Origin of the sequence: Ruegeria arenilitoris, assembly GCF_013035315.1 — a bacterium.
In the GTDB taxonomy this organism is placed as follows: Bacteria; Pseudomonadota; Alphaproteobacteria; order Rhodobacterales; family Rhodobacteraceae; genus Ruegeria; species Ruegeria arenilitoris_D.
In genome coordinates, this window is the sequence record NZ_WQHP01000001.1 from 329,965 (window position 1) to 344,749 (window position 14,785).

The window sequence follows — 14,785 nt, forward strand, 5'->3', positions numbered from 1 at the left end:
GTTACTTCCCCGGCGTCAGGAAAGACCGGTCCGAGTGGCCAGTCACGAAATCAACGATCCGTTGAACGTATTCGCTTTCGTTGTCGATCCCAACACGATGCGCCCGTTCCATGAATGTCCCGTCGCCCTTGGACAGTTCGCGGAAAGCTGCGCGCAACGCAGCAATGTCTTCGCGCGACACGCCACGGCGTTTTAGACCAACAAGGTTCAGGCCGTCCAGTTCCCCCCTTGGGGCCTGGACCAGACCGTATGGAATGACATCATTCGGAACCATCGTAAGCGCGCCGATGATCGCGCCACGGCCAACGCGCACCCATTGGTGCAGGCCAGAGATACCGCCGACGATCACATCATCCTCGATAATGCAGTGACCCGCAGCACCCGCGTGGTTCACCATGATAACACGATTGCCGATCTGAACGTCATGAGCCACATGCACGCCTGCCATGAACAGGCAATCGTCGCCAATCCGAGTCACTCCGCCACCACCATCGGTTCCGGTATTGATCGTGACATGTTCACGGATCCGGTTTCGCTTGCCGATCTCAAGGCTCGTGTTCTCACCGCCGAACTTCAAGTCCTGCGGTATCTCGCCAATGACCGAGAAGTTGAAGATGACCGTGTCTTCGCCGACCGAAGTATCGCCAGTCACAACAACATGCGATTTCAGCTCGACCCGGTCGCCCAGTTTGACCTGGCTGCCAACAAAGCAGAACGGGCCGATCACACAGCCCTCGCCGATCTGCGCACCGTCTTCAATGATTGCGCTTGGGTGGATGCCGCTCATGTCGTCTTTTCCATGTCCCAATCAACATAGGCCGAGAATTCGGCTTCGGCTGCGACTTCTCCCTCGACCGTCGCGCGGCCTGCGAATTTGAAGATTTTTCCGCCCTTCTTACCGCGCACGGTTTCAACATGCATTTCAAGCACGTCACCGGGGATCACTTTGCGGCGGAATTTGCATTTGTCGATGTTCATGAAATAGATCAGCAACTCGCTGTCGATCACATCCATCCCGACACCCAGCATCACGCCCGCGGTCTGTGCCATCGCCTCGACAATGGTGACACCGGGCATGATCGGCGTGCCCGGGAAGTGGCCCTGAAAATGCGGTTCGTTCATGGTGACGTTCTTGATACCAACCGCCGACTGGTAGCCCGAGATGTCGACCACCTTGTCCACCAAAAGAAACGGATAGCGGTGCGGCAAGATCCGCTGGATCAGCTGAATGTCTGCGCTTTTGGTTTCCGTGGTCATTGTGCAGTCGTCCCGTTATGGATTTCTCTTTGTCGCGTGGTTAGCAACACAGCGCCCCAAGGGCAAGCGAACCTATTCGCGGTCCTGGTTCTCAAGTTGGCTACCGTCGCCAATCCGTTCATTGATCCGCGCAATCGCTGCATCGGTCACGTCGGTTCGATCCGAGCTGAGGAACACGTTGGATCGTTCGATCACGATCGACGCCCCGGACTCGCGCAAAAGCTCAATCAGAATAGGTTGTGCGAGTTCGAAAAAGGTCTGTCGGGCCTCTTCGCTCTGGCGCGCCAGGGCATCCAGTTTGGCGCGCTGGCCCTCGCGATGAGACTGTACCTTATTGTCAAACGCCTCGGCCAACGGGCGGAACTCTTCCGGCTCCAGTTCGGCACGTTTTTCGGTCAGGTCTTTTTCTTCCCTGCTGAGTTCGGCAACGATGCGTTCGTTTTCTTCGGCCAGCAGGGCACCTTCGGATTCGACCTGACGCAAAACGCGTTGGCCAAATTGCGACTCGGTGAACAGGCGGTCGCTGGATAAGGTCAGAACTTCGGCCTGCGGTACGCCCAATTGCTGGGCATGCGCAACCGATGCGCCGATCAAAGCCAACAAAATGCACAGGGCCCGCAAAGGGCCCTGCACGATCGAGTAGATTGAATTTGACATCCGGGGATCAGAACCTTGCCTGAACAGTCAGGTCAAAGCTTTGTTCCTTGTCGAAGTCCTCTTTCTTCAAAGCTTTCGAGAAGTTGAAGCGCAGCGGACCGAAGGGTGTTTCCCACAGAACCGACAATCCGATGACGTGGCGAATTGATCCCCCTGCCCCAACGATGTTGGCACCAGCGGTATTCACGTTATCGATGTTGTAAAGGTTACCAACATCGTAGAACACGCCGCCGCGCAGACCCAGTTCCTCGGGCAGACCCAGCGGGAAGTCGGATTCGAAACGCGCAACCCAGTAGTAGTTGCCGCCGATCGCGTCATCCTGGCCGTTGGACAAGTCGCGCGGACCCAGACCGGCAGGTTCAAAGCCACGGAACGTCTGCGGGCCAAGCAAGAAGCGGTCGATCGTCCGGCTGAAGTCATCGCCGCGCCAATGCAGTGCACCCAGTTCCAGAGTGGCACGCAACACGACCTCTTCGCTCAAAACGCGTGTCTGGGCGATACCGCGGGCGGTCGACTTGTAGAACTCGTTGTCGCCACCAAGACCGGCTGCATCAACGCCGACCTCGAACAGGACACCCGCATTTGGGTTCAGACCGCCGAGACGGCTGTCATAGACGTAAGAGACACCCAAAGTGCTGGACGTGCGCTTGCCCTGGTCGATTTCCGACGAGATGACAGCACCGTTTGTTTCGTTGTCCTGCTGCGTCATCTCGCTGCGGTCCCAGCCATATCGCAGACGCAACGACGAAAGTTCGCCAATCGCATAACTCAGTTGCGGATTAAAGAAGACCCGCTTTGTATCGTAGCTGGCAAAGCTCGAGTTGGTCGATGCCAAACCCAGACCCAAGTCAAACTGCAACCTGCGACCCAACAGATATGGTTCGGTGAAGTTCAGGATGTATTGTTCGGAATCCTGCGCGGTCGACAGGGTCACGCCAAGGTTCTGGCCGCGACCCAGGAAGTTCGACTCGTTCAGGCCAATTGCGATACCGAAGCCGTCTGAGACCGAGTAGCTACCGCCAAGGCTCAACGAACCGGTGGGTTGTTCCTCGACATCCACATCCACGATCACCTGGCTCGGCGAAGAGCCCTCACGCGGTTCGACATCTGCCACCGCAAAGAACCCCAGCGCGCGGATACGTTCGGCGCTTTGGCGAATTTCACGCGGGTTGAACGGGTCCCCTTCGACTGTGTCGAACTGACGGCGGATCACACGGTCCAGCGTTGTCGTGTTGCCCTCGATATCGATACGCTCAACAAAGATGCGCGGGCCACGGGTCAGAACAAACTGAACATCCAGCGTCAGATCACGCGGGTTTCGCGTCACACGCGGCTCGACCCGCAGGAAGTCCACACCCTGCTTCAGACCCAACCGTTCTTGGCGCGCAATCGAGTTTTCGATTAGCGACGGCGAATAGGTGACGCCCGGTCTGATTTTCAACGCCGCTTGGTAAGCCGCCGGATCCACGCCCGGGATTTCGCTGACGGTGCTGATTTGGCCGAACGAGAATTTCTGACCTTCGGTGATGTTCATCACAAGGAAGAACGCGTCACGCTCGCGCGTGAACTCAACGTTTGCGCTGTTGACCCGAAAGTCCACGTAACCACGCGACAGATAGAAGTCGCGGATCACCTGTTTGTCGAACTCGATCCGGTCGGCGATGAACGTATCGCCCCGCAGGAACGTACGCAGGAAGTTCGCTTGCTTGGTTTCCAGAACCCGACGCAGACGGCGATCCGAGAACGCTCGGTTGCCAACAAAGCTGACGCGCTCAACCTCGATCGTTGTGCCCTCGGAAATCTCAAAGACAAGATCGACCCGGTTGTCGCTGCGGCGGATGATACGGGGAATTACCGTGGCCGAGACGCGGCCCTGCGCGGAATAGATTGCGGCGATCTGATCGGCATCTGCCTCGGCGGACTGGGGCGTAAAGACCCGGCGGGGCTGCGAGTTGATAGCTTCAAGCAGAACGTCGTCCTTAACCCGGCGGTTCCCCTCGATGCTGATCGCATTGATCGTCGGGTACTCGGCTACTTCGATCACCAGAGTATTCCCGCGTGGCGTCAGTTCGACTGTTTCAAAAACACCACTGTCAAGCAAACGCTGAAAGGCGTCATTCAATTGTCCGGCAGTGACGGTCTGCCCCGGTTGGATACCTGTTCGGGCGATAATCGTGGACGTTTCGATCCGTCTGTTACCCTCAACATCGAACGAATTGATGGTGTAGCTTTGCGCCTGTGCGACCTCGGGTCGGAAGGTAAAGCCTGCTATAAAAACAAAGGAAAAAACTAGTAGCGTCTGCCACAAAATCTTGTTTGTTGGCTTCTGCCCCCCGCAGGATGTGCCTGCGCCTCGCCTATTAGTCATTTTTTTCTCTACCCAGAATTTTAGGACTTTATTGTTGAGTAGCGAGATTAAGTTTCCTTGTCAAAAGACGAAAAAACAAAGCGGCCCGGTGGGCCGCTGTTTGTCTGAGTTCAGATCAAAGTGAGAATCACAAACTGATCACGTAGGCGCATCCAGCCATCGCCAATGCGGTGGCGCCGAAAAACAGAAAGTTGTCCCAGTTCAACATGAACAGGACGCTAATGCTTTTGTACGATTTCCGCAGTGCATTCGCCATTGTGAGCCTCTGACACAGAAAGTTTCCGTGTCAGAACATAGGTGCGGATTAGGGCGAAAATGCGGCTTTTGTATGGGGTGTCAGCCACAATCAGCAAAGCAGATCGTTTGACACCGAAAAAATCATCAGACCGAGGATCAGTGAAATGCCGACCCCCATCAGCACTTTCAAGGCACCATCGCTGGGTGGTTTTCCGGTGACCGCTTCGTAGGCGTAGAAAACAAGGTGCCCCCCATCCAACGCAGGAATTGGGAACAGGTTCAGCAAACCAACAGCCGTCGACAAGACCGCGATAAAGAAAATGAAGCTCTGCGCGCCCTGGCTGGCCATAGCGCCCGAGGTTTCTGCGATTCCAATCGGGCCGGACATATTGCAAGTGCTGATTGCACCGGTGATCATGTGCCAAATACCGGACAACGACCCTTCGGCGATCCGCACGGTCTGGCGCGCACCACCAGCCAGCGAATCCCACACACCGGCGGCTTCCTTTGCAGGCTCAATCATCATGCCGCCGACGATGCCGATGCGCCAATGTGTGACAAACCCTCCCTCGGGCTGCGGTTCATCCGTGCGTCTTGGGGCAAGCGCGAACTCCAGATCCGCCCCGTCCCGCCAGACGTTTAGCAACAACACCTTACCGTCGGATCCTTCGACGTGCTCTTTCAATTGATCGAAGGCAAATATCGGGTCGCCGTTGACTGAGGTGATGACATCGCCCTTTTTCAGATCGATATCCATAGCCGCGCTACGCGGCGCGACGCTCTGGATTAACGGCGGAAACAACCAAGGAGCGGAGACGTCCAGCGTCTGTCCATCGCGGATAACCGTATAGTCCAGAACCGGTTCAACCGGTAGCGCTTCAATAAAGTCGTCCCACGCCCCATCTACCTCGGACTCAGGCGTTGGGAAGCCTGCAATGGCGATGATCTCATCCCCATCCTGCAATTCCTGAACAGTTCCGGGCAAAGGATGCAACGTGCCAACAGTCAAAGGTTCTTTGATTTCGCCCTGCGTCAGGAAAATCATCCCGAACACAAGGATCGACATCACAAAGTTGAAGACCGGGCCGGCTGCGACAGTAGCTGAGCGGGCCCAAAGCGGTGCGCCATGCATAGTGCGACGCAAGTCCTCGGGGCTTTGTTCGACAATCTCAGTCATCGCAGCTTCGTCCTTACCCGAAGCTGCATTGGCATCACCAAGGAATTTTACATATCCGCCAAAGGGTAACGCCGCGATCTGCCAGCGAGTGCCGCGTTTGTCAACGCGGCTCCAAAGTACGGGACCGAACCCGATCGAGAACACCTCGGCATGGATGCCGGACCAACGCCCAACGATGTAATGGCCGTATTCATGCACCGCCACAATCACAGAGAGCGCGATGACGAAGGCAATAATCGTAAACAGCAAATTGCCAAACTGGGGGATCAGAGAGAGTACGTCCAAAATTCTATCCTGCTCGTTGGATGACAAAGTCATCAACCCACGTACGTGCCAAATGGTCCGTTCGCACCACGTTATCAAGAGTCAAAGGGGCATCAATAAGGCCGTTCGATGCCTCAAACCGGTCCAGAACGGCCTCGACAATATCGGCCATCTGCAAAAAACCGATCTCGCGCGCGATGAACCGATCCAGCGCCCGTTCCTTGGCTGCATTGAACACCGCACCAGACAGTCCGCCACGTTCCATAACATTTCGCGCCAAGCGAAGCGCGGAATAGCGCGCTTCATCCGGTTCGTTGAACCGCAACTGGCCCAGTTTCGCCAGATCCAGCCGTGCAACAGGCAACTCGCGGCGATCCGGCCAATTCAAAGCGTAACCGATAGCATGTCGCATATCCGGTGCGCCCATATGGGCCATTACGGCACCGTCATTGAAACCAACCAGCGCGTGAACGATGGATTCAGGGTGAACCAGCACTTCGATCTGCTTGGGGGAAACGCCAAAGAACTCTTTCGTTTCAATCAGCTCCAGGGCTTTATTGAACATCGAAGCGCTGTCGATCGTAATTCGTTGCCCCATGTTCCAATTGGGATGGCTTGAGGCCTGTTCAACCGTTGCCTTGGCCAAATCGCTCAGTGGCCAGTCTCGAAAAGCGCCGCCGCTTGCTGTGATGATGATACGCTCAACCGCATCCATGTTTTCGCCCACTAGGGCCTGAAACACGGCTGAATGTTCGCTGTCGACCGGCAAAAGCCGGGCATTGTTTGCCTTGGCTGTTTCCAGAACCAGTGCCCCAGCGCAGACGAGCGTTTCCTTGTTGGCCAAGGCCAACGTCGCGCCCTGCTTGAGGACCTCAAGGCCGGGTTCCAGCCCCGCTGCGCCTACGATGGCAGACATGACCCATTCGGTGGGCCGGGCTGCAGCCTCGACTAGTGCCTTTTGGCCTGCCGTCGCTTCCACGCTGGACCCTGCCAAGGCAGCGCGGAGGTCGGGTAACCGGTCTTCATAAGCCGTAACTGCGACATCTGCATTCAGACGACGGGCATCTTCGGCCAGTTTGGTGATATTGGCCCCGCCCGTCAGCGCGACCACGTCATAAGCTGATGGATCCCGGTCAATCAGGTCAATCGTGTTTTGCCCGATGGATCCGGTCGCGCCCAGAATTGAGATTTTGCGCATCACATGGCTCCGGGGGAATAGAGAATTCCCGCGATCAAAACGAACAGGGCCGCCCCCATCATGCCGTCGAACCGATCCAGAAATCCGCCGTGGCCCGGAATCAGGTTCGAGCTGTCTTTGACACCGAACTTACGCTTGGTCGCGCTTTCGACGATGTCTCCGGCCTGACTGGCCATAGATGCAAGCACCGAGATCACGACAAACATGACGCCAAATCCCGCGTTTATGGCAAAGATCGTTCCGACCAAAGCCGCAGCGGCCCATCCGCCCGCGGTGCCAGACCATGTTTTCTTAGGGCTGACCTTGGGCCAGAACTTAGGGCCACCAAAGGTTTTTCCCACAAAATAGCCCGCGACATCCGTCGCCACGACCACCGAAATCAGCCAGACCATCCAGCCGAACCCCATGTTTTCGCGGATCGAGATGAAACCCAGACCGGACGCTGCGATCCAGATGGCAAACAGCACATAGGTCCCTTTGGACCGGCCAACCTGCCCTGCCCCAACCAGCGCCGGGGCCAACAGGATTGGCAACGTGTAAAGCGGCGGAAGGTGGTAACTCAGGACAACGGCCACACCCGTCAGTATCCCAAGCTGGATTGCGACGCCGTTTCGGCTCGGGTCGATCATGCGAACAAGTTCCCACGTCATCAGTCCGCAGGCGATCGCGATGAAGGATTCGAACCACAGGCCGCCCAGCCAGACCTCGACCGCGCCGATGCAGACAAGCACCACCGCAGACAAGACGCGTGCGGTCAAGTCAGACCATCGGCCTTCGCTCATGCTGGAACAGCTCCAAATCGTCTGTCACGGCGTCCAAAGCTGCGGCACAGACGCTCCAACTCGGCCGAGGTGAAGTCGGGCCAGAGTGTGTCGATGAACTCATATTCCGAATAGGCCGATTGCCACAGAAGAAAGTTCGAAATCCTCGCTTCACCACTGGTGCGAATGACGAGGTCAGGATCAGGAAGAACACGTGTATCCAGATACTTGGGTAGCGTTTCTTCATCTACATCTTCGGGGCGCAATCGCCCTTCGGCCACATCGCGTGCCAGACGTTTGGTTGCCCGCGCCACCTCATCCCGACCGCCATAATTTAGCGCGATAGTCAGGTGCACTAAATCATTGTGCTGCGTGGCGGCTTCCAAAGTGTCCATCAGATCGGTTAGCTTGGAATCCAGTCGCACGCGGTCGCCGATAAAGCGGACACACACACCGGCTTGGGTCAGGTTGCGCGTCTCCTTGACGATATAGCGGCGAAACAGGCTCATAAGCCCGGCCACTTCGACCTGTGTCCTTTTCCAATTCTCAGTCGAGAACGCGAAAACCGTCAGATACTTGATGCCCAGACCGGGGCAAGCCTCGACGACTTCGCGCACGCGCCTTGCACCTGCCTGATGCCCAAACAGCCGAGGCCGTTTGCGTGCCTGTGCCCAGCGGCCATTGCCATCCATGATGATGGCAACGTGGCGCGGACCTGTCGGCGTTTGAGCGGTATCAGGCATATCCGGGGCTCAGACCTGCATGATCTCTGCCTGCTTGGTCTCAAGCGCGGCATCAACGGTTTTGATCATGGCGTCGGTCAGGTCCTGAACTTCGCTTTCCCAGAACTTCTGATCGTCTTCCGACATGCCATCGGCCTTGGCTTTTTTGATCTGGTCCATGCCATCGCGGCGGACGTTACGGATCGAAACGCGGGCATGCTCGGCATATTGTCCGGCGACTTTGCCAAGTTCGCGGCGGCGTTCTTCGTTCAATTCGGGGATCGGCAACATAATGATGGTGCCGTTCAGCTGAGGGTTAATGCCCAACCCGCTTTCACGGATGGCTTTTTCGACTTTGCCGACCAGACCTTTGTCCCAAACATTCACGGTGACCATGCGGGGCTCAGGAACGTTTACGGTACCGACCTGGTTGATCGGCGTCATCGATCCGTAGGCATCTACCATCACCGGCTCGAGCATCGAAGCCGAAGCACGCCCGGTACGCAGAGATGCGAATTCGGTTTTGAGGTTGGACATGGCGCCTTCCATGCGGCGCTTGAGATCATCGGTATCCAGTTCGAAATCGTCAGACATGCTGCTCACTCCCCGTCTTCAGGTGCTGTTTGCATGGCTCATAGTCCATAGCAATTGGGATGTATAGCAATGATGCTCGGGAATTGCGCCAATGGCCAGAGGTGTTTCTGACAATTTCGGGTTCTTTCAAAGGCAAAAGGACCGATCGGGGCGCACCTCGACCGGTCCCAATCATTTGTGCGGGAATCAAGCGTTTACATCGACGACCACGCGACCTTTGACTTGCCCCTTAAGGATATCTGCACCCAATTGTGGCAGTTCGCCCAGAGTTGCCGGATGGACCATCGCCTCAAGCTTGTCCATCGGCAGGTCCGTTGCAACGCGCTGCCAGGCGCGCACGCGGTTGGCGTAGGGCTGCATGACGCTGTCGATGCCAAGCAGGTTCACTCCACGCAGCAGAAATGGAATGACGCTGGCAGGCAACCCTGCCCCGCCAGCCAGACCAACGGCTGCGACCGAGGCCCCGTATTTCATCTGGCCCAGAACACGCGCCAGCATTTCGCCGCCGACCGCATCAATACATCCGGCCCAGGTTTCGCTTTCCAGTGGACGTTTCACGGTTTCATTGATGTCTTCGCGCGGGACAATCGTAGTCGCACCAAGGGACTTGAGGTAATCACCCGCCTCTGGTCGGCCGGTCACAGCGGCCACTTCATAGCCCAGATTGGCCAGAATGGCAGTTGCGACTGATCCAACGCCACCGGCGGCACCGGTCACCAGAACAGGCCCGTGTCCGGGTTCAAGGCCATGATCCTCCAACGCCATTACGGCCAGCATTGCGGTAAAACCGGCGGTCCCCACGGCCATCGCCTGCCGCGTGTCCAGACCTTCGGGCAGCGGCACCAACCAGTCGGCCAGTGCGTTGGCTTTTTGCGAATAGCCGCCCCAATGGGCTTCACCCACACGCCAGCCGGTCAGAACAACCTTGTCGCCGGGCTTGTAACGATCGTCCGAGGAGGCCTCGACCGTACCGCTGTAGTCGACGCCGGGCACGTGCGGATAGCTGCGCACCAGACCGCCGCCTTTGGGTGACATGCACAGCCCGTCCTTGTAGTTTACGGTCGAATATTCAACGGCAATCGTCACCTCGCCATGGGGCAGATCGCTTTCGGAAAGCTGTTTGACCGAGGCGCTTGCCAGCCCGCTGTCTTCGTCCTTATCCATCACCAATGCATTGAACATTTAAACTTTCCCTTCTTTTTCAAACCCTCACCAGCTGATGCTGATGCGCGTATTGCCGTTCAAATCCAGAACTTGTCCCGCACGGTCGCGCCACGCAGACCGTCCGGCGTTTCAACTTCGACCCGAGTACCGGGTTCCCAATGGCTCAGCTTGACCATTCCGATTGCCACGTTTGTCGAGAAATCCGGCGACCAAGTGGTCGACGTCACCTGCCCGACCCGTTTGCCGCCAGCCACAATCGGCCACGGCCGATCACAGGGCGGAACGGGTTCGCCGTCGATAGCGATTGGTCGGATTTGCTGCACCGGCCCCTCTTTCGCGACCCGCAGCAAAGCGTCCCTGCCGATACACCCAATCGCCGTGTGCGTATTGCAGAACTTGCCCAGACCACATTCGTGAGGCGTATTGTCGTCAGTCATATCGTTGCCGTATGACAGCAACCCACCCTCAATCCGCTCAATCAGGTTGGGACAACCCGCCCGGACCTGCAGGTCTTCGCCCGCCGCAAACAAGGCGTTCCATAGGGGCATTCCGATGTCCGACCCTTCGACATAAATCTCGAACCCGCCCTGTTTGGAATAGCCCGATCGCGCGATCGCGAGCTCTCGGCCTTCGAACTCGAACTTATCGAACTTGAAGAAACGAATATCGCGCACCCTGTCGCCAAAGACACGGGCCATCAACTCATCCGACTTCGGCCCCTGCACCCCGAGCGGAGAGACATCGGGTTCGTCCACAAGCACGTCGAGCCGGTACCCGTTGGCAATGCCTTTGACCCAAAGCAACAGGTCGCTGTCAGCGATAGAAATCCACCAGCGATCTTCTGAAAGCTTCACGGCCACCGGGTCGTTCAGCATCCCGCCCGTTTCATCTACGATGGGCACGTAGTAACACTGCCCCGGAAGCATGCCGCGCAGGTCCCGCGGGGTCAGCATCTGCATCAACCGTGCCGCATCCGGCCCGCGCAATTCGACCTGCCGTTCACAGGATACATCCCACACCTGAACATGCTCTTTCAGATGCCGGTAGTCCACCTCGGCAGATTCAAAAACCGTGGGTAATAACATACGGTTGTAGACTGTATATCCCTTGACGCCAGCCGCTTCGACACCGTCCGAGAACGGTGTCCGGCGCAGGCGGCGCGAGAGTGCAATTTGAGCCACTTAAGCCTCCTCAGGCAGAAAGTTCAGACCGCGCCCGCAGGCACCGGTGATCGTTACTTGGGACCGTGCCAGTCGATTGGGCAAATCTCGGCAGACTTGCCACCGAAATCCCAGACGCGGCCGTAGTCGCGCACTTTGGACTTGGTCCCGCGCGCCACGATGATATCCGGGCCCATCCAGTACTTGGAGTTTGAGACCATGACCGGGTGATCCGCATCTTTACCGGCCAGCATCTCAATCTCGCCTTGGATTTTGCGGCCGATCATTATGCGACGCTTGGTGCCGTCGCGTTCGATCTGAACCGGAGCCCGCTCTGCCCCGATGATCTCGCTCACCAGCATGGTGAACAGGCCGGTGGTTCCGCCTGCCTGACCGCTAAAGATTTGCAGCAGCCCGTTATACGCCTTGCCGCTGGCACGCTCGTCAACATATGCGGCGACTTTCCACTGTCCCTCGCCCATGCGGCCCGGAATATCGACCAGTAGCCCCACGCTCAGACCGGACAAGTCTTCGCCTTCGTAATGACCTTCATCGATGATGACACCCATCCAGGCGTGGCAATGTCCCTCGGTCGGAGGATGCGCGCCCAGAGACACAACGCAGGGACAGAACACATCGCAGGAACAGTTCAGGATCAACTCACCCTTGATGGACCATTCTGTCGGACTCATCTCTCGGCGTTTGGGGTTGGGCATCCGGCTGTCAATGCGCTGGCTGATCGGCAGCCTGTCAGCTTCGGGTTTTCTGTTCTTAGCCATAGGCTTAACCTCCGTAAGCAAAGGGATAGATGAGCAGGAGAAGCCCTCCTGCGATAAGTGTGAAGCCCAAAGGCCGCGTGATCACATGACCAACTTGCGGCAACTTCTCGAGCACCATGAAGAATGTCGCGAGGCCCATCCACAACAGGCTCATGACACCACCGACAAAGCCAAGCGCCATGAAGCCCCAGCAGCAGCCGACGCAGAACGCGCCCAGCCCAAGGCCCATGCGCAGCCCCCCCACGAAACCTGTCTGCCAATGGCCCAGGAAATACGTCATGGGCGCGTGACAGACGCCGTGGCAAACCTCTTTCGCGCGGGTGAACTGAAACGCGCCGACGGCGATCATCAGCCCTCCGGCAAACCACGAGGATTTGGAGATGCCCAGCATGTCCACTACGCCTCCGAACAACAGCGCCAATTGCACTCCGGTTATCAGGGCGGCGAATCCGACCCAGACCACCAGATACCCGCTCAACACGCCCAACCACCCGGCGCGCGAGCCGTTTGCGCTGCGGATCAGGTCCTCATAGCTGCGGAGCGTTGGGACAAGCGTCGGCAGCATCATTGCCGCCATCATAATCGCCCACATCCAGAACAGGGGTCCAAACTCGGCCATGGGCATATACATGTCCATGCGCGGATCCATCGCCGCCATCGCCTGCCCCATGGTTCCCGGCCGACCGATCAAATCCAGATCCATATCGCGGCTCATGGTGAACATGACCCACCACGCCCACAGGATCAGGGCGTAAAATCCCAGCCAAAGGCTATTCCTCAGAACTGCGCGACTCACGCTTTCCTCCCGACTCAGTTCTTGCTTTTGAAATGTCAGACTTTTAAATGTCAGACAAATAAAATCTCACCAATGGTCCCCGGAATATGAAAATCGACCCCAAAAAACCTGCCGATCTGTCGGCGCAGATTGCGCAGGCCATCCGCGACGCCATTATTTCGGGGCAATTGATCGTGGACGAGCGTCTTCCGTCAGAAGCGGAACTGTCCGAACAGTTCCAAGTGTCGCGCCCCACTGTGCGCGAAGCTCTGAAGCGGTTGGCAGCGCAGTCTCTGATCCGCACTCAACGCGGCGCAAGCGGCGGGGCTTTTGTGAACCGTCTGAGTTTTGAGAACGCGTATTCGCAGCAGATCACGACCTCGACCTTGTTGCTGTCGATGAACGCCGTCAGTTTCGACACTGCGTGCGAGGCGCGCTTTGCGCTGGAACGCGCTTGCGCTGCACTGTCTGCCCAACGTCGAACCGCCGATCAGCTGGCCACCATGCGGGCCGAGATTCATCGGCAAAGCCAGCCAGGTCTGACGGACGAAGCGTTCTGCGCATCAGATGTGGCCTTTCACCGGGCGCTTGTGGATGGAGCCGATAACCCTGTGCTGTCCTATCAACTGGCCGGCGCGGTCGAGGCCATGCAGCCCCTGATGAACATGATCACCTTCACCGCTCGATCCCGCGAGGCGATCATAGCCCTTCACAGCCAAATTGCCGATGCGTTGGAAATTCGGGATGGGGCAAAAGTTGACGCGACATTGGTCGAACTCGAGAATTACACGCGACAATTGGCGCGGGATGTCGCACAACAGCGCCGCAAACCCGCGTAAGGAGATCAGGATGACCACCGCATTAAATGTGATTGCCGCTCTGATGACCATCGGGTTCGGCCTGTTCGGCTTTCTGGCACCCAGCTTCACCCTGGGGGCATTGGATCTGACGACGACTGACAGCAACATGGGGTTAAGCGAGATGCGAGCCTCGGTTGGGGGGCTGTTCGTGGTCACCGGAGTTGCCGTTCTGTGGCTGAACAACCCATTGGCTTACGCGATGCTGGGCGTCGTCTATGCGGGCGCGGCCTTGGGTCGGTTCGTGTCCGTTGCTCTGGACAACCCACCCTTGGTCAAAGCAGCGACTTTTGGTGGAATCGAACTTGTCCTGGCGCTTTGGTTAATTTTGGCGAACATCAACAGGGCGGCTTAAGTCTTTGTTATAAATCGGCATCGCGGTGCGCATTCCAGGTTTGCATCCGGTCGGCAGCTCACCTATATAGAGTATGTCCTTCGGGACTATGGACATAAACGCGCTCGTAATAAGCGGATCGGACCCGGGGGCGGTACCCGGCGGCTCCACCATACACCTTCTGGAGGTATCCTTCGTTTGAGGAACTCTTTCAGGATCGGGGGGCCGAAATAGGATCGACGAACGTCTAAAGGGGTTAGCTTTGTCTCGGCTGTCTGCCACCGTTATCGGCGAAACTAGTACAATTGCAAACGACAATCGTGCTCCGGTTGCAGTTGCTGCGTAAGCAGTAGCAAGACCGAAACTTAAGCCCTTGCGCCTAGCCGCGTAAGGCGGGGTTCGCAGGTACCTGGCAACAGAAACCTGCATTTCCCACTTAAAGTCTGAGTTTTTTGCCTGAACGTGCACATGTTCAGAGTTT

The 14,785-nt window shown here is 57.3% G+C and carries 15 protein-coding genes and 1 other RNA gene; 3 read left to right on the forward strand and 13 right to left on the reverse strand.

Annotation, left to right across the window (positions count from 1 at the left end):
- Position 1 precedes the first annotated feature (1 nt).
- From lpxA to GOV53_RS01695, 13 genes are all read right to left on the reverse strand, one after another.
- A complete protein-coding gene (gene lpxA, locus GOV53_RS01635; RefSeq protein WP_170425008.1) occupies positions 2 to 787 on the reverse strand; it encodes an acyl-ACP--UDP-N-acetylglucosamine O-acyltransferase in 786 nt (261 codons plus the stop codon).
- The gene (gene fabZ / locus GOV53_RS01640) at positions 784 to 1,257 is read right to left on the reverse strand and encodes a 3-hydroxyacyl-ACP dehydratase FabZ (protein ID WP_170425011.1); all 474 of its coding nucleotides are present in this window, start codon (positions 1,255 to 1,257) and stop codon (positions 784 to 786) included. The genes lpxA and fabZ overlap by 4 nt, the downstream gene beginning before the upstream one ends.
- A gap of 72 nt (positions 1,258 to 1,329) precedes the next feature.
- On the reverse strand, positions 1,330 to 1,914 hold the full coding sequence (locus GOV53_RS01645; protein ID WP_170463772.1) for an OmpH family outer membrane protein: 585 nt from the start codon (positions 1,912 to 1,914) through the stop codon (positions 1,330 to 1,332).
- 7 nt (positions 1,915 to 1,921) lie between these two features.
- Positions 1,922 to 4,282: an outer membrane protein assembly factor BamA gene (gene bamA / locus GOV53_RS01650; RefSeq protein ID WP_170425016.1), complete on the reverse strand. Its 2,361-nt coding sequence runs from the start codon at positions 4,280 to 4,282 to the stop codon at positions 1,922 to 1,924.
- A gap of 346 nt (positions 4,283 to 4,628) precedes the next feature.
- Entirely contained in the window at positions 4,629 to 5,981 is a 1,353-nt protein-coding gene (gene rseP / locus GOV53_RS01655) for an RIP metalloprotease RseP (protein WP_170463774.1), read from the reverse strand.
- A gap of 4 nt (positions 5,982 to 5,985) precedes the next feature.
- The gene (gene dxr / locus GOV53_RS01660; protein ID WP_170463776.1) at positions 5,986 to 7,158 is read right to left on the reverse strand and encodes a 1-deoxy-D-xylulose-5-phosphate reductoisomerase; all 1,173 of its coding nucleotides are present in this window, start codon (positions 7,156 to 7,158) and stop codon (positions 5,986 to 5,988) included.
- Positions 7,158 to 7,940: a phosphatidate cytidylyltransferase gene (locus GOV53_RS01665; protein WP_170463778.1), complete on the reverse strand. Its 783-nt coding sequence runs from the start codon at positions 7,938 to 7,940 to the stop codon at positions 7,158 to 7,160. Before GOV53_RS01665 ends, dxr begins: the two co-directional genes overlap by 1 nt.
- Positions 7,937 to 8,662, reverse strand: coding sequence for a polyprenyl diphosphate synthase (gene uppS, locus GOV53_RS01670; RefSeq protein ID WP_170463780.1), 726 nt, complete (start codon positions 8,660 to 8,662; stop codon positions 7,937 to 7,939). The genes GOV53_RS01665 and uppS overlap by 4 nt, the downstream gene beginning before the upstream one ends.
- A 9-nt stretch (positions 8,663 to 8,671) precedes the next feature.
- The gene (gene frr, locus GOV53_RS01675) at positions 8,672 to 9,235 is read right to left on the reverse strand and encodes a ribosome recycling factor (protein ID WP_170425031.1); all 564 of its coding nucleotides are present in this window, start codon (positions 9,233 to 9,235) and stop codon (positions 8,672 to 8,674) included.
- Between the two features lie 186 nt (positions 9,236 to 9,421).
- On the reverse strand, positions 9,422 to 10,417 hold the full coding sequence (acuI, locus tag GOV53_RS01680) for an acryloyl-CoA reductase (RefSeq protein ID WP_170463783.1): 996 nt from the start codon (positions 10,415 to 10,417) through the stop codon (positions 9,422 to 9,424).
- Positions 10,418 to 10,476: 59 nt separating this feature from the next.
- Entirely contained in the window at positions 10,477 to 11,580 is a 1,104-nt protein-coding gene (locus tag GOV53_RS01685) for a dimethylsulfoniopropionate demethylase (RefSeq protein WP_170463785.1), read from the reverse strand.
- Between the two features lie 53 nt (positions 11,581 to 11,633).
- Positions 11,634 to 12,338, reverse strand: coding sequence for a DUF1326 domain-containing protein (locus GOV53_RS01690; RefSeq protein WP_170463787.1), 705 nt, complete (start codon positions 12,336 to 12,338; stop codon positions 11,634 to 11,636).
- 4 nt (positions 12,339 to 12,342) lie between these two features.
- Positions 12,343 to 13,134, reverse strand: a complete 792-nt coding sequence (locus GOV53_RS01695; protein ID WP_367648743.1) for a DUF2182 domain-containing protein — start codon at positions 13,132 to 13,134, stop codon at positions 12,343 to 12,345.
- 86 nt (positions 13,135 to 13,220) lie between these two features.
- On the opposite strand from GOV53_RS01695, the gene GOV53_RS01700 reads away from it, so the two are divergent.
- The 3 genes from GOV53_RS01700 to ssrA all read left to right on the forward strand — a co-directional run bounded on the left by GOV53_RS01700 (position 13,221) and on the right by ssrA (position 14,734).
- Positions 13,221 to 13,952: a FadR/GntR family transcriptional regulator gene (locus GOV53_RS01700; RefSeq protein ID WP_170463789.1), complete on the forward strand. Its 732-nt coding sequence runs from the start codon at positions 13,221 to 13,223 to the stop codon at positions 13,950 to 13,952.
- 10 nt (positions 13,953 to 13,962) lie between these two features.
- Positions 13,963 to 14,325 carry a DUF4345 family protein gene (locus tag GOV53_RS01705; protein WP_170463791.1) on the forward strand — a complete coding sequence of 121 codons (363 nt, stop codon included), beginning with the start codon at positions 13,963 to 13,965 and terminating at the stop codon, positions 14,323 to 14,325.
- A gap of 36 nt (positions 14,326 to 14,361) precedes the next feature.
- Positions 14,362 to 14,734, forward strand: a transfer-messenger RNA (tmRNA) gene (ssrA, locus tag GOV53_RS01710).
- Positions 14,735 to 14,785 lie beyond the last annotated feature (51 nt).